The sequence below is a fragment of the Kitasatospora sp. MAA4 genome, assembly GCF_029893355.1.
In the GTDB taxonomy this organism is placed as follows: Bacteria; Actinomycetota; Actinomycetes; order Streptomycetales; family Streptomycetaceae; genus Kitasatospora.
Window position 1 is genome coordinate 208467 of sequence record NZ_JARZAI010000012.1, and the last position, 19852, is coordinate 228318.

Genomic DNA, 19852 nt, shown 5'->3' on the forward strand with positions numbered 1-19852 from the left:
GTACTTCCTCTCGGCGGCCGCGCGCGACGGATCCCTCCGCGCGCGCACGAATGTCCTTGGCGCTCTTACTCGTACGTGTAGAAGCCCTGTCCGCTCTTGCGGCCCAGCAGCCCGCCCTCGACCATCCGCAGTAGCATCGGCGGCGGCGCGTACAGCGGTTCCCTGAACTCCTGGTACATGGCCTCGGCGATCGAGACGGTGGTGTCGAGGCCGATCAGGTCGGCGAGCTTGAGCGGTCCCATCGGGTGGGAGCAGCCCAGCACCATGCCCTGGTCGATGACCTCGGCGGTGGCGACTCCCGCCTCCACCATCCGGATGGCGGAGAGCAGGTAGGGGAACAGCAGGGCGTTGACCAGGAAGCCGGCCCGGTCGGGTGAGACGACCGCCGTCTTTCCGAGCGCGCTGGTGACGAACTCCTGGGCGCGCTCAGTTGTCTGATGGTCCGTCAGGACCGAGGGGATCAGCTCCACCAGGGGGAGTGCGGGCACCGGGTTGAAGAAGTGCACCCCGACGACCTGGTGCGGGCGGGTGGTGGCGCGGGCCAGCCGGACGATCGGGATCGAGGAGGTGTTGGACGCCAGGATCGCGTCGGGGTCCTCGACGATCTTGTCGAGCGCCGCGAACAGCTCCAGCTTCAGCGGCTCGTGCTCCTTCACCGCCTCCACCACGAACTGCCGGTCGGCGAGGTCCGTGAGCTCCCGGGTGAAGGCGACCCGCCCGAACGCGGCGTCGCGCAGTTCCGGGGTGACCTTCCCCTTGCTGACGCCCCGGTCCAGTGAGCGGGCCAGCCGCTTGGGTCCCTCGACCAGGGAGGCGGTCGAGGAGACCGCCACGGTCACGTCGAGTCCGGCCTTCGCGCACAGCTCGGCGATGCCGATCCCCATGATTCCGCTGCCGACCACGCCGACGCGGTGGATCGGGGGTGTGCTCAGGGCGTTCATGTGTTCCTCCAGCGGAGCAGTGCGGAACCGATCGCCATGCCGCCGCCGAAGCCGGCGAGCAGGACCAGGTCACCGTCGGACAGGGCGCCCGTCCGGTTGGCCTCGTCGAGGGCGACGGGTACGGAGGCGCTGCCGACGTTGCCGTAGTCGCGCAGCGTGCGGTGGGTGAGCGCACCGGTCAGTCCGGCCCGCTCGACCACCTCGGTCAGCATCACGCCGTTGGCCTGGTGGGGCACGAAGTGGTCGACCCGGTCGAGCGGGACGCCGACCCGCTCGGAGAAGCGCACCAGGGCCGGGGGCACCTGGTCCGCCACGAAGTCGCGGACCCCGCGCCCGTCCATCCGGAAGAAGTGCCCGCCCTCCGCCAGCGTCTGCGCGGAGGTCGGCAGCCGGCTGCCGCCGGCCTCGACCCGGATCAGCCCGTGGGCGTCCCCGCGGCTGACGAGGTCGATGCCGAGGACCCCGTAGGGCTCGGGCACCGCCGCGACCACGGCCGCTCCGGCGCCGTCCGCGAACAGCACGGCGGTGCGGTGGTCGGTGAAGTCGAGGATCCGCGAGTACAGGTCCGCGCCGATCACCAGGGCCCGCGCGTCCGGGTTGACCGTGACCAGGCTGTGGGCCAGCGCCAGCGCGTAGACGAAGCCGCTGCACACGACGTTGACGTCGAAGCAGGCGGCCCGGCGCGCGCCCAGCAGGTCCTGCACGAGGTAGGAGGTCGGCGGCTGGGGCGAGTCGCCGGTCGAGGTGGACACGATGAGGTAGTCGATCTGGTCCGCGCTCAGACCGGCCTGGGCGAGTGCCTCGGTGGCGGCGTGCGCGGCGAGGTCGGAGGTCGCCTCGTCGGGGGCGGCGTAGCGGCGGGAGCGGATCTGTGTCTTGCGCTCGATCCACTCGGCGGTGACGCCGACCCTGGCCGCCACCTCCTCGTTGCCGACCTCCTCCTTGGGCAGGTAGGAGCCGGTGGAGAGAATGCCGATGTGCCTCATCCGCTGACCGCGCTCAGCTCGCGGAGCGGGTTCAGCCGCTCTTCGCCGATCCGGGCCCGCAGCTCGGGATCGGTGACGCCCAGTCCGGGCTCGGGCGCGAGGCAGAGCACGCCGACCTTTCCGGTGTGGCGGTTCTCCTGCACCAGCCGCGCGGCCTCGGCGACGTCCTCCAGGCGGTGGACCGAGGAGAGGATCGGGGACAGGTGGCCGAGCTGGAAGAGGCGGTTGCACTCCGCCTGCTCCTGGAGGTTCGCCGCGTGGCTGCCGATGATGCGCTTCAGGTTCATCCAGAGGTAGCGGTTGTCGAACTGGTGCTGGTAGCCGGTGCTTGAGCCGCAGGTGACCACCACTCCGCCGCGCCGGACCACGAAGACGGAGAGACCGAAGGTGGCCTGGCCGATGTAGTCGAAGACCACGTGCGGGTCCTCGCCGACCTCGGCCCGGATGGCGCGCCCGAGGCGCTTGCCCAGTTCGACGGTCCGTTCCGGGGTGAGCGGGGCGTCGCCGCCCAGGCCGATCGCGTTGCGGTCGATCACCACGTCGCAGCCGAGCCTGCGCAGCAGTTCGGCCTTGCGCTCCGAACTGACCACGCCCACGGGGATGCCGCCGGCGTTCTTCACCAGCTGGACGGCGTAGGCACCCAGTCCGCCGGTGGCTCCCCAGATCAGCACGACGTCGCCCTGCTTGATCCGGGCTCCGTGCTCACCGACCAGCATCCGGTAGGAGGTTGCCGCGGTGAGCAGTACGCAGGCGGCCTCCTCCCAGGTCAGGTGGGCGGGCTTGGGCAGGAGTTGGCTGGCGCGGACGAGGGTGTAGTGCGCCAGTCCGCCGAAGTTGGTCTCGTAGCCCCAGATGCGCTGTTCGGCGCCCAGCATGGCGTCGTTGTGGGTGGCCGGCTCCTGGTCGTCGACCTGGACGCAGCTCACCACGACGTGGTCGCCGGCCCGCCAGCGCCGCACCCCGGCGCCGACCCGGACGACGACCCCGGCCGCGTCCGAGCCGAGCACCTGGTGGGGGAGGTCGTGCCGGGCCGCGAAGCCGTCCTGGCGTCCGTACCGCTCAAGGAAGTTGAAGGTGGGGACCGGCTCGAAGGTGGCCGACCAGACGGTGTTGTAGTTGATGGAGCTCGCCATCACCGCGACCACGACCTCGTCCGGTGCCGGCTCCGGCATCGGTACGTGGCCCACGCGCAGTGACTTTCGTACGTCCTTGTCGGCGACGCCGTCGAACATGCCGACGTCCTGCGCCCGGATGTGGGCGGCCAGGTACTCGCGGGGGAGATCCAGTGTTTCGAGGTGGTCCGGAGCGGCTCCGGCCAGAACAGCTTCCGCTAACAGGTCCATGCCGTCCCTTCTGTTCGATGACCGATGGGCGGCCTCGTCAGAGGCTCGGAAACGTGGGGGGTGCTTTCACCGTACGCAGTGCTTCGGGTGCCCCCAATCCCTGTCGCCCCTTAGCGGACCCCTAGTCACCGACCCCCTGGAGGGGCGGACATGCAGGGGCCGCCGCAGGGGTCACCCCTAATCGGTGCGGCAATTGTTCACGCCGATCTGGGTCTGCACGCCGCCCAGTCTCTGTGCTCTTGCTAGACTTCGTCGGTGGCAGACCCGAAGTTGAGTAGACGAGAGCGACTGCGCGCCGAGACCGCGCAGGAGATCAAGACCATCGCGCTCGCCCATATGGCGGAGAACGGCACCGCGGCCGTGTCGCTGCGCGCCATCGCGCGCGACATGGGGATGACCGCGGGTGCGATCTACAGCTACTACGACACGCGTGACAAGCTGATCACCGCACTCATCGCGGACGTCTACCACAGCCTCACGGACACCCTGGAAGCCGCGCTGGCGGCGTGCCCCGGGGGCCCGGCGGCGCGGGTGCTCGCCTACGCGCAGGCGTACCGGTGGTGGGCGGTGGCCAACCCCCACCAGTTCCAGCTGATCTTCGGAGACCCGGTCCCCGAGTACCAGGCGCCCGAGGGCGGGCCGGTGGCCGAGGCGGAGCACCGCGCCTGCGTGCTGCTGACCGGCCTGGTCGTCGACGCCTGGCCCTGGGCGGCCCACCTGCACACCGGCGACCAGCACGACTGGGCCGACTACGACCCGGTGTTCGCGCGGCTGATCTGCGAGGCGTTCCCCGGCCTCCAGCCGGCTGCGGCGTCGCTCGCACTGCGGCTCTGGGGCAGGCTGCACGGCCTGGTCTCGCTGGAGGTGCACGGACATCTCGGCCCGCAGATCCAGGACTCCGAGAAGCTCTACAACTGCGAGATCGTCGACCTGATCCACAACCTGGGTCTGGCCGTGCCCGCCGAACTCGCGCCCGCGTAACGGGCTTTCAGATGGGCCGGCTGACGGTGGTCGCGGTGGCGAGCAGGCCGCCGCGCGCCGTCCAGCGGCCGTCGAACCCCGCGATCCGCCGATCACCGACCACCGGCCCCGGCACCAGCAGCGTGGCGTGGAAGGTGCCGCCGGGGTCGATCACGATGTCGGCCTCGGGGAAGTCCAGGTATCGGCCGGTGAGTGGGAACCAGGCCTTGTAGACCGCCTCCTTCGCACTGAACAGCAGGCGGTCCCAGGCGAGTCGAGGGCGGCCGGCGAGCAGGGCGAGCACCCGCGCGTGCTCGCCGGGCAGCGCGACCCTCTCCAGCACCCCGTGCGGGAGAGGCTCGTCGGGTTCGGCGTCGATGCCGAGCGAGGCGAGGTTGCGGGTCAGGTCCACCGCGGCGCCGCGGAAGCCCGCGCAGTGCGTCATGCTGCCCACCACGCCGTCGGGCCAGCTCGGCGCTCCTCCCGTGCCCGCCAGCAGCGGCCGGTACGGCACGCCGAGCCGGCCGAGTGCGGTTCGCGCGCAGTGCCGCACGGTTGTGTACTCCCGGCGGCGGGACTCCGTGGCCTGCGCGATCGCGGCCTCCTCCGCCGGCTCCAGTCGGGCCTGCGGCAGGTCCTCGTACGAGATCTCCACCACCGTTGTGGCGGGCAGCAGTTCGCCGATCACCGATCCCCCTCCGAGCGGCCCCGCAGGCCGCCGATCGCGCACCGAACCAGGAGCCTAACCCTTTTCCGTTATCCGGCTCCTCGCGGTGGCTCTCCTGTCCATGTCGGCAGCGTTCCCCTCATCTGCCGACCGGGAGAGTGAACATGACTGGCAAGCGAGCGGCGCACGGACGTCGCAAGGGTCGTCGCATACCGGCGCTGGCGGCCGCGGCGGTGGCCGCCGCGCACGGCGGCAACCTCCACTTCGCCATCGCCGCCCGAACCGACGGCCGCACCCAGGCCACGGCCAGCTACGACGACGGCGACCCGGTGGACGAACCGGTCGTCGCCACCCTCAGCGCGCTCTCCTCCGACGGACGCAGCCTCGGCCCGTGGCCCCTGTGAGCTCTCGAAGATGGATCAGTCCCTCGATCCCGTCGGCAACCTGAACGAAGACGCCGAACGGGACCACGCTGCGGTCTTGAAAAGGTGTTGGCGGTCGATCACCGAGCCGGGATACTTCGGGTCTCCAGAGGTGGGGGGAGGACGGATGGCCGTGTTCGCGTGTGCGCGTTGTGGCGCCGCACTGACCGCCGCCGTGTCGCAGATTGCGCTTCCCGTCCATGCCCACCAGACGTACGGACATGAACTGCTTCCCGCGCTGATGGAACCGGGGACGTACGCCGTTGACCCGGAGCCGTCCGGGCCCCCATGGCGACTGTGGAGCGAGATCGGGGTGCAGGAAGCCGAAGCTCGCGGCGTGTTCGCGCCGGTCGGCGCCCTGCCCTTCGGGGCACCCGGAGCGATCGTCCTCGCGCCGGGTGACACCTGCGGTACCGTCCTGATCCCGGAGCGATGCGATGGCTATTGCATGGGGCTGGACGGGAGGGACGGCCCGAACCTGGCCTGCGCGAACTGCGGTCAGGCGGTGGCGACCCGCATCGACGACTGCTCGTACTGGCAGGCGGTGCGGCTCGCCCCGGATGCCGTGCGCCGCCTTCCCACCGCTGATCCCGCCCGCCGGACAGTCACCTGGGAGGCACTGGCGGAGGAACGACAAGGCACACCGCCGGTCGAGCCGCCCGGAGTGTGGAGCCCATGGTGGGAGGCAGCGGTCGGGTCAGCCCTGGCGCACCTGCTGGTGGCCTCGGCCGGCGCCCCGGTGGCCGTCCCTGACGGCCTCGCCGCGAACACCTTCGGCCGCGTGCTCGACGCGTTGCTCCCGCAGGGGCTGCCGGCGAAGAGAGTGGCCTTGGCCGGGCCGGGCCTGCCGGCTCCCGACCCCGCCCTCGACATCGCTCTGGTTCCACAGCATCCGCAGACGGGGAGGGCGTGGCAACCGTCCGGCACCGCAGTTGCCGTGCCGTTGGCCGCCGACGTGTGGATGCATCTGGCTTTCCACAACGAACGGTCGCTGGTTCCTGTGACGGGTGGAACACCCGAGGGTGTTCTTCGCGACGATCCGCTGCCGATGCATCCATGGCGGCTGTTCCGGCCCGACTCGGGAGTGTTCCTGCACACGCTGGCACGAGTGCCCGCCGTCCGTCAGCCGTGGCTACGCGGGATCTACGACCAGGTGAGGGCTCAGCCGTACGCTCGTCCGTTCTAGTTCGGACAAGCCACGGCACCGACCTGGGACCAGATCGCCCCGGCAGTGCACGCCGACCTCGCGGCGCGCTGGCACCGCACAGCGATGCCCCTGCCGTCGGTCGGGCAGGTCCCCGGCGCGGAAGTGGCGTACCTCGGCCGTCATGGTCGGCTCCATTCGGTGCGGAAGCGGTCGGCCCGCTCTCGCGCAATCGGCGAGCCGGACGCCAGAGCGGTCAGGCCGCGTTGGAAGTCGCCGAGGATCGTGCGCATCCGCGCGGGCAGCGGGTCACGGCGGGTCACCCCGGTGGCATGCGCGGCGTGGGGACGGCCAGCGAGTCACGACCGCCCCGCGTCGCCAACTGGACTGCGGGGCGGTCGTGTTCGTGCCACCCACCCGGTGCGGGTACCTTCGCCGGTACAGCGACGAACCGGGAAGGGAACCCAGCATGGACCAGCCATCTCACACAAGCACGCCCCCGGATGGACCGTATCGCGGACTGATCTTCGACTTCGTGGGCGTGCTGACCGCCGACGCGCTGGCCGTGCACCGCCAGTGGTGCGTCAGCGAGGGACTGGACGAGCAGGCATGGCGGCGCACACTCAACACGGATCCGGTGGTCCGCGGCCTGTACGCCGACCTCGAACGCGGGACGCTGACCCAGCAGGAGTGGAATCGACGGACCGCTCCGATCCTCGGCGTCGCCGACCACGTGAACCTGATGGGACGGGCGTGGGCCGGTGTTCGGCCGGCCGGGGGCATGGTCGAGCTGGCGAGGGCCGCGCGGGCTGCCGGGTACACGGTCGCTCTGCTGTCGAACTCCTTCGGCCTGGACCCCTATGACCCGTACGAGGCGTGCGGGGTCTGGGAGCTGTTCGACGTGGCGGTGGTCTCCGAACGCGAGGGGATCGCCAAGCCGGACCCGGCGATCTACCGGCTGACGTTGGAGCGGATGGGCCTTCGCGGCGAGGAGTGCGTCTTCGTGGACGATCACCCGGTCAACCTTCCGCCCGCCCAGGCGCTCGGCATCACGACTGTCCTCGCCACGGACGAGACCAGCACGGTCGCTCGGTTGGAAGCGCTGCTCGGGGTGTGCGCCGTGCCCGCGTAGCTTCCCCCAGGACCGTCACCGCCCCGCCTGCCAACTGGAAGGCGGGGCGGTTCCGTTCTCTCGTAACCCTCACGCTGACGGGAGTACCGTCCCAAGGAGGACGCCACCTGAGACGGAGTCAGTATGACGCAGTGGTCCGATTACTCCACCGGCCAGCGCATCAAGATGCTACGAGCCGGCCTGACACAGGAACAGCTCGCCGAAGCCGCCGGGGTCTCCCTGGCGACCGTCCGCAAGGCCGAGAAGTCCAGAGGCGGCGGTATCGGGCTGCCCTCCCTCCTCAAGCTGTCCGCCGCGCTGCACGCCGACGTGTCGGTCGTCCTCGGCCAGCAGGCCCCGCGCCGATCCGCGTTGATCAGCGACCGCGCGATGCTGCGGGAGCTGTCCCGTACCGTCCATGACACCGCCGCAGGCGTCGGCACCGACGTGGAGCCGCCCATCGCCGCCGACCTGCAAGCAGACCTCGAGAACGCCTGGTCGGACTACCGGGCCGGGGACTACACCCGTGCCGGTGCGCTCGCCGCCCCCGCCATCGCCCAGGCCGCCGCCCTCCTCAAGTCCGTCCCGGACGAACAGCGGTGCGCGGCCCACGGCCTACTCGCCGACGCCTACCGACTCGCCTCCTACACCGCCCAGTTCCACGGCGCTCGGGACCTCGCCTATGCGGCAATCGGCCACGCCCATCACCACGTCGGCAAGGCATCCGACCCGTTGCGGTCCGCGATGGTGGACTGCGGCCGGTCCTGGATCTACATGCGAGACGCCCGCCTCGCGAAGGCCACCAGCGCCGCTGAGACGGCCTTCGCCGCGATCGAACCGCGCTACGGGGAACGGGACCTCGAAGTGCTGGCCACCTACGGGTGGCACGTCACCTTCGCCGCCGTCGTCGCCTCCCGCGACGGCAACGCCGACCGCGCCCGCGACCTCCTCTCCCAGGGGCACGCGGTCGCCGCCCGCATGGGACGGGATGTGATGATCAACGGCACGAGCTACGGGCCGACCACCGTCACTGCGCAGGCCATCGGCGTCCACACCGTCATGGGCGAGCCCGGCAAGGCTCTCGCCCTGGCCCGGTCGCTGGGGGACCTGTCGCCGCTCCCGCAGGCTGCCCGCAACCGCCTCGCCCTGGACATCGCCCTCGCCCAGGCCGACACCCGCCAGCACGACGCCGCCCTCGACACCCTCCTCGACGTGTGCAGCCGCCACCCTGACTGGGCCCGCCACCAGGCGCTACCCGGCGCGATCATGCAGCGCTCCGGACACGCCAGCACCACCCGCGTCCGCAAGCTGGGCGGCATCCTCGGTATCAGTCTCTTCACTCAGTGATGCCGAATTGATACGGGGCGTATCAATCCGGGCCGATATGACTTCCGGAAGTGATACGCCCCGCGCGTTCACGACAACTCAATTCGCGGGCAGCCTGGGCACCATGACGACCCATCCTCCCAGCTGGCACCTCGTGGGCCGCGTTCCCGTCGCCCTCTACAGCTGCACCGCCGACACCTTCGACCAGGTGCCCGCCGAACTGGGCCGGCACGGCGCGTTCCTGATCGCCGCCGCCCGCACCACCGCGTACACGGCCACCGCATCGCTCCAGCGCCGCAGCCCGGCCGACCGCGCGCGCCGCCACGACCTCCTACAGGCCGCCTCCGGCTTCGCCCCGTTCAGCCCCGCGGCCGCCGCGCACGTCCCCGAGTCCCGTGCCCGCCGTCGAAAGCGGTTCCTGGCCCAGCTTGCCGAGGGATGCCGCCGCCGCGCCGCGAGGCGGGACGAGCGGTGACCGCCAACGCCCAGACCCCGGCCCTGCAAGAGGTGTCCTGGACGATCGAGCCGCAAGCGGTCAGCGTCGGCGACGCCCGCCGCCGCGCGGTCGCCGCCGTCGCCGACTGGTGCCCCGGTGATCTGCCCGCTGAGTACGCGGACACGATCCGCCGAGTCGTCAGCGAGCTGGTCACCAACGCCATCAGGCACGCGGGGCAGGCCGGCCCGATCACCATCGCCGTATGGGTGACCCCGAACAACAACCTCGCCATCGTGGTCCACGACAGCTCGCCCAACCCGCCGCAGCAGCGTGAGCCCTATGACGACGGCCGGTCGGGACACGGCCTGACCGTGGTCGCCGCCGAGACCATCACCTGGAACTGGCGGCCGGAGGGGAAAGGCAAGTCGGTGTGCGCCACCGTGGCGCTGCCGCACTCGTTGACCCGCCCCCGACGCGCCGCAGCCCTGGCCGCCCGCGTCCGCGACGCCATACCCAGGCCGCCCGTCCACAGCATCACCCCCTGCCAGGCCGCCGCGCTGAGCGCCGCCTGAGCCCCTGATCTCCGCCCGGCGAACTCCCGTCGGCACACGCCGGGCGGACCCGGTGCCGGCCGCCCACATCCGCCGAGGAGTGGCCGGCACCACCCCAGCACCTCACCGAGCAAGCCCGCGCTGATCTCACAGGAGGCCATATGCTCGCTCCACTCGCATTCCCATCATTCGAGCAGGCGTACGCCGCGATCCTGCGACACGTCAGCGATAACCACCAGTACGCCAATGCCCCGCGCGGCAACGACAGTCGCGAGTGCATCGGCGTCAGCTTCCAGCTGACCGACCCCCGGCAGCGGACTCCGTTCCTGGTAGCCCGGCCGATCAACCCCGTCTACCACTTCGCCGAAGCCCTCTGGTACCTCGGCGGACGGCGCGACCTCGACATGATCGCCCACTACGCGCCGCGCCGCCGCGCAGACTCCCGCGACGGGTCCACCATCGACGGCTCCGCCTACGGCGCGCGGATCTTCGCCCCCACCGACGGCGGAACCTCGCCGTTCGCGCGGGTCCTCGACCTGCTGCGGTCCGAGAAGGACAGCAAGCGCGCCTTCCTGCCGGTGTTCCGGCCCGGTGAGCTGGACGACCCCGACAGCCCCGACGTGCCGTGCCTGCTCGGCCTTCACCTCCTGGTCCGCGAAGACCACCTGCACATGGTCACCTACATGCGGGCCAACGACGCCGACCGTGGCCTGATCGCCGACGCGTTCTCCTTCAGCCTCATCCAGGAGTTCACCACCGCCCTCCTCGGCCTCCAGCTGGGCACCTACACCCACCACGTCGGGTCGATGCACCTGGGCACCAGCAGCCTGCCGCGCGTCCAGCTGGTCCTGACCGAGGCCGCCGCCGCACCGGACGGCCGGCCGCGCTTCACCGTCCCGGCGATGCCCGCCGAGACCATCTGGGTGCACATCCGCACCGTGCTGGAACACGAACAGCTCCTGCGGACCAACCAGGTCCGGTACGGCCCGCGCGACGTGGCCGGCCTCGACCTCCCGGCGTACTGGCAGCGGGTGCTGTTGCTGTTCGAGGCCCATCGACAGCTCACGTACCGCGCGGCCGACCCGGTGGAAACCCGCGTCCTGGACGCGTTGGAGCCGGGCGCGCGTTGGCAACTGGAACACCGTTGGCCCACCCGCGTGCAGACCAGGAGCGTGGCCAGGTGAAGCAGCGAGTGGACAAGCCCGGCGGGGTGCTGGGCGGCGTGGACTGGTCCCGGTGGAGCGTGGTCCTCCTCAAACCGGACTGTGTCCGCCGGGACCTCACCAAGACCGTTCTCGACCGGATCTCCCCGGCCGCCGACATCGTCCACCAGCAGCAGATCACCGTCGAGGACTGGCAGGTCTTCGTCCACTACTGGGATCTGCTGGTCGATCGGGACTGGTTCGACGTGGACGTGCCCGCCTGCCTGCGGCAGACCTACGTCGGTCGGCCCGTCGTGGTCGCGCTCGCCTACGGGCCGCCTGGCACCCCGGAGCGGCTGCGCGGCCTGCTCGGGCACTTCGACCCCGCCCAGGCCGCACCGGGCACCATCCGCGCCGACCTGGGCACCGACAGCCTGGACGCCGCTCGCGCGGATCGCCGCCTGGTCGAGAACCTGATCCACACCTCCGACGACTCCCAGGCGGCCTGCCGCGACTTCGGGACCTGGTTCGGAGCGAACCAGCACCAGCTGCTGACGCCCGCTGCCTGACCACCCCGGCACCTCACCGACCCCCGGCCACCCGGCCGGCACGGACCGCAGGAGACCGCTGACCATGACCGTCACCACCAAGCCCCGCCGCACGCTCCCGCTGCTGATGCCCAGTCAGATCGCCTCGCTCAAGCCGGAACTCGCCGAAGTCATCGAGTACCGCAAGTCCGGCCTGTCCCTCAACCACATCATCGGCTGCCCGCTGGACTGCGGCTACTGTGTGCGCCACCTGTTCGACAACTTCGAGCTGAAGACCCCGCGAGCGCTGATGAGCGACGAGGCCGCCGTCACCCTCCTCACCGGCCACCGCTACTTCCGGACGCACAGGACACCGATCCAGCTGTTCAACCGGGCCACCGACCCCATGCTCCCGGTGGTCAAGCCCCACACGTTCAACGTGCTGCGGCTCCTGGACGACCGCGGCCTGACCAACCACGTCCTGGTCATCACCCGCTGGCGTGTCACCGAAGAGGACTGCCAGATCCTCAACAGCTTTCGCAACATCAAGCTGACCGTGCTGGTCACCCACTCCGGGATCGATCACCCCGGGATTGAACCGGTGGACTCCGCCATCGCCGCTGCCAGCCTCAAGACCCTCCACGAGAACGCCGAGCGGTACCGCACCATCCTGTACTGGCGTCCGATCGTGCCCGGCCTCAACGACACCGACCAGCACATCGCCTGCGCCGTGGAGCTGTCGAAGCACGCGCACGCCACGGTGTTCACCGGCCTGTTCTTCCGCGACGAGATCGCCAACTACTACTCCGGCCACGGCCTGCCGATGCCTTACGAGGACACCGCGCGGCGGAAGATCATGCCGGAGGAGTCCGAACAGCGCATCCTCGCCGCGTTCCATCGAACCGCCGATGCCGACCAGCCGTGGGGGCCGCTGTTCCGCAAGACCAGCTGCGGCGTCGCCTATGCCCACGGCGAGGCCGACTACAACGGTCACTTCGGCATCCGGGAACTGTGTGACATCTGCCCCCTCGCACAGCTCAAGCTGTGCGCCGACGCCTGGCAGGCCCCCGACCTCGAGGCGGTCACCGCCGAGGCGCGCGCGCTCGGCGCGATCGGCGACGTGGAGGTCACCGAACGCGCCATCATCGTCAAGGGCCTGAACGAGCCGCCGCGCTACTACCTCCAGCACGGCCACGGCTACCAGGTCCACGACCGCGACAAGCCGCACCACTACCGGCGCCACGGCCGAGCCGACATCGGCTGGCCCACCGCCTAGGAGACAGCTCATGGACTTCGGCACCTGGCCGCGCCTGTTCGTCGTCGATGTGGAAGGCAACGGGGCCACCCCGCCCGACCTGGTGGAAGTCGCCGCCATCCCAATCGACCACGGCCGGCCGGTGCCGACCTCCGCCCGCGCCAGCCTCATCCGGCCCCCGCAGCCGATCACCCGATTCGCCACCGGCGTTCACCACATCACCAACCAGGACGTGGCCACGGCACCGACCTGGGACCAGATCGCCCCAGCGGTGCACGCCGACCTCGACGGCTGCTGGATCGCCGCGCACAACGCCCACGTGGACTACAACGTCCTCAAGCGCCACCTGCCGACCTGGCAACCCGCCGGAGTGATCGACACGCTCCGCCTTGCCCGCGCCACCTACCCCGACGCGCCCAAGTACGGCTTGGACGCGCTCATCGCCCACACCGGCATCGACCTCGCGGACATGCCCGGCCAGCGCCACCGCGCCGGATACGACGCCCACGCCACCGCGCTTCTCCTGCTCGACCTCGCCGCCCATCACCCGACGTGGGAAGCGCTGATCGCCGCCGCAGTACCGGCCGGGATGCCCGGCGCTCCTGCCCCCGACCACGAGGACCAAGCCCTATGGTGACCCCGCTTCACATCCGCATCGCCGGAACCCACTCCACCGGCAAGACCACGCTTGCCCGCCGCATCGAGATGGAACTCCGGGCCACCGGCCTGACTGTCACGCGCACCGGCGGCCTGGCCAAGCGCGCCGCAGCCCTCGGATTCCCCAAGATGACCCGCCACACCATCGCCTCCACCGAGTGGATCATCGCCGCCGGGGCCGCCGCCGTCCGGGAAGCCGAGCTGACGGCGGAGGTCGTCATCATCGACCGCACCGCGCACGACGCCATCGCCTACTTGCAGGCCGCCAACCAGCACCGCCACGAGACGATCCTGACGAACGATCTCGCACGGCTGATGGCCTTGGCCGACCTGCACAGCCACCGCCCAGCTGGCTACCTGGCCACCGTCCTCGACCCGGCGATGCCGCTTGCCGCCCCCATCGGCAAGGACCCCGACTGGACGGAGACCGGTTTCCGCACGGCGGTGGACGAGTACCTCCACCAGCTCCTCGCCGAGCGGAACATCGACCACCTTGCGGTGCCCAGCGACAGCCACGCCACCGCGGTCCGCGCAGCTGTCGAAGCGGTCCATGACGCGATGGCCACCGCGTGAGCGCCGCCGGCGTGCCCGGCGGCACCATCACCGTCGCGGGCAAGACCGTCTCGCGCCTGGGTCTTGGCACCATGCGCCTGACCGGCCCCGGCACCTGGGGCAACCCCGCCGACACCACCACCGCGCTGCGGCTGCTTCGCACCGCCGCCGGAGACCTGGGCATCAGCCACATCGACACCGCCGACGCCTACGGCCCCCACACCGTCGAAGACCTCATCCGCAGGGCCCTGCAGCCCTACCCGCCGGAACTGCTGCTGGCCACCAAGGCCGGCATGATCCGCCCGGCACCGAACCTGTGGCGGCCCCTCGGGCGGCCGGACTATCTGCGGGCCGCCGTCGAAGGCTCCCTGCGACGCCTGGCCACTGACCGGATCGACCTGTGCTACCTCCACCGCGTCGATCCCGCCGTGCCGCTGACCGACCAGGTCGGGGCGCTCTCCGACCTGGTGGCCGAAGGGAAGATCGCCGCGGTCGGCCTGTCCAAGGTCACGCCCGAGCAGATCAAGGAAGCCGCGACCGTCACCCGGATCGCAGCCGTGCAGAACTGCCTCAACCTGGACGAGCCCGACGATCCCGCCCTCGACCACTGTGCGGCGGCCGGTATCCCGTACGTGCCGTACCGACCGCTGAATGCCGGGCACCTCACTGCGCGCGGGATCGGCGAGCCGCTGCGGTGGTTACTCGGGCTCGGCGGGCACGTCGCGCCGATCCCCGGCATCGGCAGCATCGAGCACCTGCGTGCCCTCGTGGCCGCCACCAACTCGTGCTCCTCCAGGACAGCCAAGTCGGCGACACCATCACCCGCCTGAGCACGGCGACTGCCGACCTACGCGCCGGACTCCTCGCCGACTGCTTGGCCCGGCTCGACCCCTTCCGGCTCTCCCGCCAGGTCCACACCATCGACGCCCTGCTACCGCACCCGTAGCAACGACACGGGCGCCCGTATCGCCACCATGCGTCCCGATCGCGGTCCAGCGCGCGCTCGCCGCCGCCGGCCGCAATCCTGGCAGGGACGCGTGACCACCGCCGTGACGCCCCGAGCACCAGGAGCACGACCATGTCCGAGATCGCCATCCAGGTCGACATCGCGGCCGGCCGTACTGCCGTGTACGAGGCGCTGAACACGCACGGCGGTCTCGTCGGCTGGTGGACCACCGGCGTGGACCGCGAGGAGGAGACCCTGCTCTTCGACTTCCCCGGCGTGCCGGAGCCCTTCCGGCTCCGGCGGGACGAGGCCACCGCGGACCGGGTCGCCTGGACGTCCGTGGGCGCGTTCCCGCCGCACTGGGCCGCCACCACGATGGTCTGGGAGCTCTCCGACAGCCCGGAGGTCGAGCACGGGACGCGGGTGCTCTTCCGCCACGCCGGATGGCAGCCGGGCGACCCGGGGCTTCCCCCGGCCGCGTACACCTGGGGCCAGCTGTTGACGCGGCTCAAGGACTTCGCCGAGACCGGCACCCCGCAGCCGCTCTTCACCGTCTGAGGTGCCGCCATGGCGATCGACGAAGGACTGGCCCAGCGGATCCGCGAGCAGCTGGCCGGCGAGCCCGGCATCAGCGAGAAGCGGATGTTCGGAGGGCTGGCCTTCCTCCTGAACGGGAACACGGCGGTCGGCGTCCACGGCGAGGAGATGATCGTCCGCCTCGATCCCGCGGCGACCGAGGCGGCGCTGGCCCGCCCGGGCGTGCGCAGCCCTCGCCAACTAGCCCCGAGAAAGGCTCACCCCATGCCGGACCCCGCGACCTCGTACACCGACCTGCGCGCCTTGATCGTCAACTGCACGCTCAAGCGCTCACCCGAACGCAGCCACACCCAGGGCCTGATCGACGTCAGCCGCGGCATCCTGGAGCGCCAGGGCGTCGCGGTCGACGTCGTCCGCGCCGTCGACCACGACATCGCCACCGGTGTCTGGCCCGACATGACGGAGCACGGCTGGGAGAGCGACGAGTGGCCGGTCCTCTACAGCCAGGTGATGGCCGCCGACATCCTGGTGCTGGCCGGCCCGATCTGGCTGGGCGACAACTCCTCCGTGATGAAGCGGGTCATCGAGCGCCTCTACTCCTGCTCGTCGCTGCTCAACGAGGCCGGCCAGTACGCCTACTACGGCCGGGTGGGCGGCTGCCTGATCACGGGGAACGAGGACGGCGTGAAGCACTGTGCGATGAACGTCCTCTACAGCCTCCAGCACCTCGGCTACACGATCCCGCCGCAGGCCGACGCGGGCTGGATCGGCGAGGCCGGCCCCGGGCCGTCCTATCTCGACGAGGGTTCCGGCGGGCCGGAGAACGAGTTCACCAACCGCAACACCACCTTCATGACCTGGAACCTGCTCCACCTCGCCCGCCTGCTCAAGGACGCCGGCGGCATCCCGGCCCACGGCAACCAGCGCTCCGAGTGGGACGCCGGCTGCCGCTTCGACTTCGAGAACCCCGAGCACCGCTGACCGCCGGGGAAAGTTCGTGTGAGCTGCCAGCCCGCTTCCTGTGAAAGGAAAAGGCGCGTCGGTAACGTCTTTCTCACCGAGCGGCGACAACGAAAGTCGCCCCGGGTCGAGGAAGGTGTGGAAATGGCATTCACGAAGAAGCGAATCGGTGCACTGCTGGCGACCGCGATGATCGGTGCGGGCCTTTCGATGGCCGTGCCGGCCTCGGCCAACGCGGCGACGGCTTCGCCGAACCTGTGCAGCGGATCGCCGTTGGTCCTCATCACCAGCGGCGGCTCCGATTCATTCGGCTGCGGTACGCACTTCGGCAACTGGTGGGGTACCAGCTCGATCTACTCCGGCGGCCATGACTATGCGTCCGTCATGCTCAACGACAACGGCAGCGACTACAACATCAGCATCAACCAGATGAACACCTGGTTCTCGCCGCGGAGTTCCTCGGACGACGCCGTCGAGGTGTGGATCGGGCGCTGACCGCCCAGCGAACTTCTCTGCTGTTTCGCCGCGGAGGGCGTGTCCGGGTACGAATTTTACCGCGGGCACGCCCTCCCGAAAATCGCTCGGAAAAGTCGGAAATGTCGGAAATGTCGGAAAAGAAAGTCGGAAAAGGGAGAGTCTGACCATGGTGTTCACGAAGCGAATCGGGGCACTGGCGGCCACCGCGCTGCTCGGCGCGGGCCTGTCGGTGGCCGCCCCGGCCGCGGCCAACGCGAGTGGCTGCGGGCCCGAGCAGGAGACGCTCAACATCGTCCACAACGGCAGCATGTCCAGCTTCGGATGCGGTACGCAGTTCGGCAACTGGTACGGCACCTCGGACATCTACTCCGGCAGTCACAACTACGGTGCCGTGATGCTCAACCACAACGGCAGCTACTACAACATCAGCATCAACTACGCGAACCGGCACTACTACCCGCAGAGCACCTCCGACGACGCGGTCGAGGTCTGGATCGGCGCCTGACCCGCGCGCCCGGCTCCCGCGGAGCCACAGCAGACCACCAAATGACAACAAGGAGAGTGTGACGATGGTGTTCACGAAGCGAATCGGGGCACTGGCGGCCACCGCGCTGCTCGGCGCGGGCCTGTCGGTCGCTGCCCCGGCCGCGGCCAATGCTGCGGTGGCGGCACCCAGCGCCTGCGGAGCTCAGCCCGCGCTGGCGCTGAACTACAGCAGCGGCACGGCCTATTTCGACTGCGGTACGCATTTCGGCAACTGGTGGGGCACCACCTGGATATATTCCGGTGGCCACAACTACGCCTCGGTCATGCTCAACGACAACGGGACGGACTACAACATCAGCATCAACAACGCGGGCCGGTGGTACTACCCGCGCAGCACCTCCGATGACGCGGTCGAGGTCTGGATCGGCAGCTGAGCGGTTCCGGATCCCGAAACGGGCGATGGCCCGGCGCGGAACACGCCGTGCCATCGCCCGGGGCCTCGCGTCATGACCCTGTGTGGCCACCGCTCCCTCCGTTGCCGGTGAGGATGGCGTCCACTGCGGAATTGTGGTTCTTCAGGTGGCTCGCGATGTCCGAGAGCTGGGTTGCGTTGGCATCGACGAGCTGGCGCTGGTAGCCGGCGAGAACCGCGAACCAGGTGTCGGCGAGTTTCGACGATTCGGTGCAGGAGGCATCGGCCTCCGCGATGGCGATCTCGGCCGCGTCCGGATCCTGCGGCCACTTCTGCTTGTAGACGGTGTCCGGGCTCTGCTGGGCGAATCCCTTGTTCTTCATGCAGTCGGCCCATTGCCGGGTGGCGGCCAGTACGGGTGAGTCCGCACCGGTCACGGCGGTGGCCTGGTCGTCGAGGCTCGCGACGAGTCCGGCGTTGTTCGCCGGCACCGACTTCGCGTAGTCGGCGTCGGCCTCCTGGGCGCAGGTCGTGGTCCACAACTGCTGCGCCTGGGGGCTCAACTTCGGCATGGAGGCCGGGTAGTTCATCTGCGACATCGACGCGAAGCCGTGCGAGCCGCCGAATTCCGGATCGATGAATCCGAACGGGCCCACGCTCGCCTTCGAGGTGTTCGTCACGGTGGGGTCGAAGTCGGCCGGCAGGTCGTTGACCCCGTGCCGGCTCATGCAGGCGAGAGCGAGTGCCCGCCATGCCTGGGAATCGCGGGTCAGAGCGTCTCCGCTCTCCTGGTAGGAGGAGAGCGGCAGGGTGGCGACGGCCGCGTTGCCGGAGGTGACGTGCGCGATCGCTGCCAGCGCCGGCGGCTTCAGGTGTGCGCTCGCCTCGGCAGTGGTCGGGTGCGGGGCACAGGCCGCCGAGCCGAGGCCCACGAGGGCGAGGGCGAGTGCGCCGAGGGTGCGGCGGCGCGCCGGCCGCGTGCGCTGCGGGTTCACTGGGCACTGCCCAGGCTGAGCAGCCGGTGGGCCGGCGGCGTCAGCGCGCCGTCCGCTCCGGGGGAGGTGACACGGGAGGCCAGGTGAAGCCACTCGGTGGACGCGGCGTCCAGTTCGAGTGCCTGGGCCAGGCTCTTGACCGTCGCGGCGCGTGGTCGGGCGATCCCCGCGCACTCCAGGTGGCTGATCGTGCGGACACTCACGCCACTGCGCTCGGAGAGCTCGCACTGCGTGAGGCCCCGACGTTCCCTGACGCCTCGCAGCATTGCGGCGAGACCCGGATCATGACTACTCATACGGACACCCCATCTCGGTTGACTGTTCTCTGATCCAGTGCACCGCCGGGCAGGCCCTAGCGGTTCGGTGCCTCGACCGGAGGCAGGTAACGGCACCTGAGAAGTGCTGAGTTGCGGTAGCAGCGGTGCAGCAGGGCGGCGGCTCGGAGCTCGACGGTGTCCGCTGAACTGCCGGTGCGGGTACCGGCGGTGGTGCGGAGAAAGAGCATCAGATCGAGCCTGGCCGGCCCGGCGGCTCCGCTGGCGTGTTGGAGCTGGTCCTCGTGGTCGGCATGGCCCCAGAGGACGTTGAGGACTTCGGCGACTTCGGCGACTTCGTCCAACGGCCGGGGCTGGGCGCCGGTGCGGCGTTCCAGGTAGGCGTAGACGATGTCCACGCCGTCACCCCCACTGGAGGACGCCGGGGCCGCCCGCGGTCGGCGAGGAGTCGCCCGCGGTGGGCGAGGACTCGCCGACCGCGGCCGTGACGACGGGCGAGGGGTCGGCGGTGGCCGTCACGACCGTGGCAGCGGCGGGGGTGAGGGCGGCGGCGCCCAGGAGGGCGATGACCGCGGTGGCCTGGGCGAGTTTGCGGATCATGGTCCGGTTCCCTTCGAGAGTCGGGGTGAGGGTGCGGTGCCGGCTCTGGCGCCCCGCGGTTGGCGCTGCCTCCGGCTGGTCGGCCGGTCGTTCCCGGCCGGCGACGACCATCCTGGCCGCCGATTCGACCCCCCGGAAGGCGTC

26 protein-coding genes are annotated in these 19852 nt (G+C 70.4%); 18 read left to right on the forward strand and 8 right to left on the reverse strand.

Annotated elements, in window-relative coordinates:
- Positions 1–65: 65 nt before the first annotated feature.
- Genes P3T37_RS18145 through ccrA form a run of 3 tightly spaced genes read right to left on the reverse strand, consistent with a single transcriptional unit; the run spans position 66 to position 3270 of the window.
- Complete coding sequence (locus P3T37_RS18145) at positions 66–941, reverse strand: 3-hydroxybutyryl-CoA dehydrogenase (protein WP_280724731.1); 876 nt, start codon at positions 939–941, stop codon at positions 66–68.
- The gene (locus tag P3T37_RS18150; protein WP_280724732.1) at positions 938–1927 is read right to left on the reverse strand and encodes a ketoacyl-ACP synthase III; all 990 of its coding nucleotides are present in this window, start codon (positions 1925–1927) and stop codon (positions 938–940) included. The genes P3T37_RS18145 and P3T37_RS18150 overlap by 4 nt, the downstream gene beginning before the upstream one ends.
- Positions 1924–3270: a crotonyl-CoA carboxylase/reductase gene (gene ccrA / locus P3T37_RS18155; protein ID WP_280724733.1), complete on the reverse strand. Its 1347-nt coding sequence runs from the start codon at positions 3268–3270 to the stop codon at positions 1924–1926. Before ccrA ends, P3T37_RS18150 begins: the two co-directional genes overlap by 4 nt.
- Before the next feature lie 255 nt (positions 3271–3525).
- Here ccrA and P3T37_RS18160 point away from each other — a divergent pair, with 255 nt between their 5' ends.
- Complete coding sequence (locus P3T37_RS18160) at positions 3526–4251, forward strand: TetR/AcrR family transcriptional regulator (RefSeq protein WP_280724734.1); 726 nt, start codon at positions 3526–3528, stop codon at positions 4249–4251.
- A gap of 7 nt (positions 4252–4258) precedes the next feature.
- Here P3T37_RS18160 and P3T37_RS18165 read toward each other — a convergent pair whose 3' ends face one another.
- Complete coding sequence (locus P3T37_RS18165) at positions 4259–4918, reverse strand: 4'-phosphopantetheinyl transferase superfamily protein (protein ID WP_280724735.1); 660 nt, start codon at positions 4916–4918, stop codon at positions 4259–4261.
- A gap of 143 nt (positions 4919–5061) precedes the next feature.
- On the opposite strand from P3T37_RS18165, the gene P3T37_RS18170 reads away from it, so the two are divergent.
- From P3T37_RS18170 to P3T37_RS18250, 17 genes are all read left to right on the forward strand, one after another.
- Positions 5062–5301, forward strand: a complete 240-nt coding sequence (locus tag P3T37_RS18170) for a hypothetical protein (protein WP_280724736.1) — start codon at positions 5062–5064, stop codon at positions 5299–5301.
- 145 nt (positions 5302–5446) lie between these two features.
- A complete protein-coding gene (locus P3T37_RS18175; RefSeq protein ID WP_280724784.1) occupies positions 5447–6505 on the forward strand; it encodes a hypothetical protein in 1059 nt (352 codons plus the stop codon).
- Positions 6506–6932: 427 nt separating this feature from the next.
- A complete protein-coding gene (locus tag P3T37_RS18180) occupies positions 6933–7595 on the forward strand; it encodes an HAD family phosphatase (protein WP_280724737.1) in 663 nt (220 codons plus the stop codon).
- Between the two features lie 123 nt (positions 7596–7718).
- Positions 7719–8921 (forward strand): helix-turn-helix domain-containing protein, encoded by a 1203-nt coding sequence (locus P3T37_RS18185; RefSeq protein ID WP_280724738.1) that lies wholly within the window; start codon positions 7719–7721, stop codon positions 8919–8921.
- 103 nt (positions 8922–9024) lie between these two features.
- A complete protein-coding gene (locus P3T37_RS18190; RefSeq protein WP_280724739.1) occupies positions 9025–9375 on the forward strand; it encodes a hypothetical protein in 351 nt (116 codons plus the stop codon).
- A complete protein-coding gene (locus P3T37_RS18195) occupies positions 9372–9908 on the forward strand; it encodes an ATP-binding protein (protein ID WP_280724740.1) in 537 nt (178 codons plus the stop codon). The genes P3T37_RS18190 and P3T37_RS18195 overlap by 4 nt, the downstream gene beginning before the upstream one ends.
- A gap of 140 nt (positions 9909–10048) precedes the next feature.
- Positions 10049–11071 carry a thymidylate synthase gene (locus P3T37_RS18200; RefSeq protein ID WP_280724741.1) on the forward strand — a complete coding sequence of 341 codons (1023 nt, stop codon included), beginning with the start codon at positions 10049–10051 and terminating at the stop codon, positions 11069–11071.
- Positions 11068–11598, forward strand: coding sequence for a nucleoside-diphosphate kinase (locus P3T37_RS18205; protein WP_280724742.1), 531 nt, complete (start codon positions 11068–11070; stop codon positions 11596–11598). The genes P3T37_RS18200 and P3T37_RS18205 overlap by 4 nt, the downstream gene beginning before the upstream one ends.
- Before the next feature lie 64 nt (positions 11599–11662).
- Positions 11663–12832 (forward strand): radical SAM protein, encoded by a 1170-nt coding sequence (locus P3T37_RS18210; protein WP_280724743.1) that lies wholly within the window; start codon positions 11663–11665, stop codon positions 12830–12832.
- A gap of 10 nt (positions 12833–12842) precedes the next feature.
- Positions 12843–13448 (forward strand): 3'-5' exonuclease, encoded by a 606-nt coding sequence (locus P3T37_RS18215; RefSeq protein ID WP_280724744.1) that lies wholly within the window; start codon positions 12843–12845, stop codon positions 13446–13448.
- Positions 13442–14041: an AAA family ATPase gene (locus P3T37_RS18220; RefSeq protein WP_280724745.1), complete on the forward strand. Its 600-nt coding sequence runs from the start codon at positions 13442–13444 to the stop codon at positions 14039–14041. The genes P3T37_RS18215 and P3T37_RS18220 overlap by 7 nt, the downstream gene beginning before the upstream one ends.
- Positions 14038–14850: an aldo/keto reductase gene (locus tag P3T37_RS18225; RefSeq protein WP_280724746.1), complete on the forward strand. Its 813-nt coding sequence runs from the start codon at positions 14038–14040 to the stop codon at positions 14848–14850. Before P3T37_RS18220 ends, P3T37_RS18225 begins: the two co-directional genes overlap by 4 nt.
- A 248-nt stretch (positions 14851–15098) precedes the next feature.
- Positions 15099–15524 (forward strand): SRPBCC domain-containing protein, encoded by a 426-nt coding sequence (locus tag P3T37_RS18230; RefSeq protein WP_280724747.1) that lies wholly within the window; start codon positions 15099–15101, stop codon positions 15522–15524.
- Positions 15525–15533: 9 nt separating this feature from the next.
- On the forward strand, positions 15534–16484 hold the full coding sequence (locus tag P3T37_RS18235) for an NAD(P)H-dependent oxidoreductase (RefSeq protein ID WP_280724748.1): 951 nt from the start codon (positions 15534–15536) through the stop codon (positions 16482–16484).
- 123 nt (positions 16485–16607) lie between these two features.
- Positions 16608–16958, forward strand: coding sequence for a hypothetical protein (locus tag P3T37_RS18240; RefSeq protein ID WP_280724749.1), 351 nt, complete (start codon positions 16608–16610; stop codon positions 16956–16958).
- A gap of 148 nt (positions 16959–17106) precedes the next feature.
- Positions 17107–17445, forward strand: a complete 339-nt coding sequence (locus P3T37_RS18245) for a hypothetical protein (RefSeq protein WP_280724750.1) — start codon at positions 17107–17109, stop codon at positions 17443–17445.
- A gap of 64 nt (positions 17446–17509) precedes the next feature.
- Positions 17510–17860: a hypothetical protein gene (locus P3T37_RS18250; RefSeq protein WP_280724751.1), complete on the forward strand. Its 351-nt coding sequence runs from the start codon at positions 17510–17512 to the stop codon at positions 17858–17860.
- A 70-nt stretch (positions 17861–17930) separates the two neighbouring features.
- Here the strand turns inward: P3T37_RS18250 and P3T37_RS18255 are convergent, their stop codons facing one another.
- From P3T37_RS18255 to P3T37_RS18270, 4 genes are read right to left on the reverse strand one after another with little or no spacing between them, the layout of a single operon-like run.
- On the reverse strand, positions 17931–18833 hold the full coding sequence (locus P3T37_RS18255; protein ID WP_280724752.1) for a hypothetical protein: 903 nt from the start codon (positions 18831–18833) through the stop codon (positions 17931–17933).
- Positions 18830–19129 carry a helix-turn-helix transcriptional regulator gene (locus tag P3T37_RS18260; protein WP_348533254.1) on the reverse strand — a complete coding sequence of 100 codons (300 nt, stop codon included), beginning with the start codon at positions 19127–19129 and terminating at the stop codon, positions 18830–18832. The genes P3T37_RS18255 and P3T37_RS18260 overlap by 4 nt, the downstream gene beginning before the upstream one ends.
- 56 nt (positions 19130–19185) lie before the next feature.
- Positions 19186–19506, reverse strand: coding sequence for a hypothetical protein (locus P3T37_RS18265; protein WP_280724753.1), 321 nt, complete (start codon positions 19504–19506; stop codon positions 19186–19188).
- 4 nt (positions 19507–19510) lie between these two features.
- Positions 19511–19708: a hypothetical protein gene (locus tag P3T37_RS18270; protein ID WP_280724754.1), complete on the reverse strand. Its 198-nt coding sequence runs from the start codon at positions 19706–19708 to the stop codon at positions 19511–19513.
- Between the last annotated feature and the right edge of the window lie 144 nt (positions 19709–19852).

Coding starts and splice junctions, on each gene's coding strand:
- P3T37_RS18145 (WP_280724731.1), bottom strand. CDS start 941: ATGAACGCCCTGAGCACACCCCCGATCCACCGCGTCGGCGTGGTCGGC.
- P3T37_RS18190 (WP_280724739.1), top strand. CDS start 9,025: ATGACGACCCATCCTCCCAGCTGGCACCTCGTGGGCCGCGTTCCCGTC.
- P3T37_RS18270 (WP_280724754.1), bottom strand. CDS start 19,708: ATGATCCGCAAACTCGCCCAGGCCACCGCGGTCATCGCCCTCCTGGGC.
- P3T37_RS18240 (WP_280724749.1), top strand. CDS start 16,608: ATGGCATTCACGAAGAAGCGAATCGGTGCACTGCTGGCGACCGCGATG.
- P3T37_RS18200 (WP_280724741.1), top strand. CDS start 10,049: ATGCTCGCTCCACTCGCATTCCCATCATTCGAGCAGGCGTACGCCGCG.
- P3T37_RS18250 (WP_280724751.1), top strand. CDS start 17,510: ATGGTGTTCACGAAGCGAATCGGGGCACTGGCGGCCACCGCGCTGCTC.
- ccrA (WP_280724733.1), bottom strand. CDS start 3,270: ATGGACCTGTTAGCGGAAGCTGTTCTGGCCGGAGCCGCTCCGGACCAC.
- P3T37_RS18150 (WP_280724732.1), bottom strand. CDS start 1,927: ATGAGGCACATCGGCATTCTCTCCACCGGCTCCTACCTGCCCAAGGAG.
- P3T37_RS18210 (WP_280724743.1), top strand. CDS start 11,663: ATGACCGTCACCACCAAGCCCCGCCGCACGCTCCCGCTGCTGATGCCC.
- P3T37_RS18230 (WP_280724747.1), top strand. CDS start 15,099: ATGTCCGAGATCGCCATCCAGGTCGACATCGCGGCCGGCCGTACTGCC.
- P3T37_RS18175 (WP_280724784.1), top strand. CDS start 5,447: ATGGCCGTGTTCGCGTGTGCGCGTTGTGGCGCCGCACTGACCGCCGCC.
- P3T37_RS18260 (WP_348533254.1), bottom strand. CDS start 19,129: ATGAGTAGTCATGATCCGGGTCTCGCCGCAATGCTGCGAGGCGTCAGG.
- P3T37_RS18215 (WP_280724744.1), top strand. CDS start 12,843: ATGGACTTCGGCACCTGGCCGCGCCTGTTCGTCGTCGATGTGGAAGGC.
- P3T37_RS18220 (WP_280724745.1), top strand. CDS start 13,442: ATGGTGACCCCGCTTCACATCCGCATCGCCGGAACCCACTCCACCGGC.
- P3T37_RS18170 (WP_280724736.1), top strand. CDS start 5,062: ATGACTGGCAAGCGAGCGGCGCACGGACGTCGCAAGGGTCGTCGCATA.
- P3T37_RS18245 (WP_280724750.1), top strand. CDS start 17,107: ATGGTGTTCACGAAGCGAATCGGGGCACTGGCGGCCACCGCGCTGCTC.
- P3T37_RS18180 (WP_280724737.1), top strand. CDS start 6,933: ATGGACCAGCCATCTCACACAAGCACGCCCCCGGATGGACCGTATCGC.
- P3T37_RS18235 (WP_280724748.1), top strand. CDS start 15,534: ATGGCGATCGACGAAGGACTGGCCCAGCGGATCCGCGAGCAGCTGGCC.
- P3T37_RS18185 (WP_280724738.1), top strand. CDS start 7,719: ATGACGCAGTGGTCCGATTACTCCACCGGCCAGCGCATCAAGATGCTA.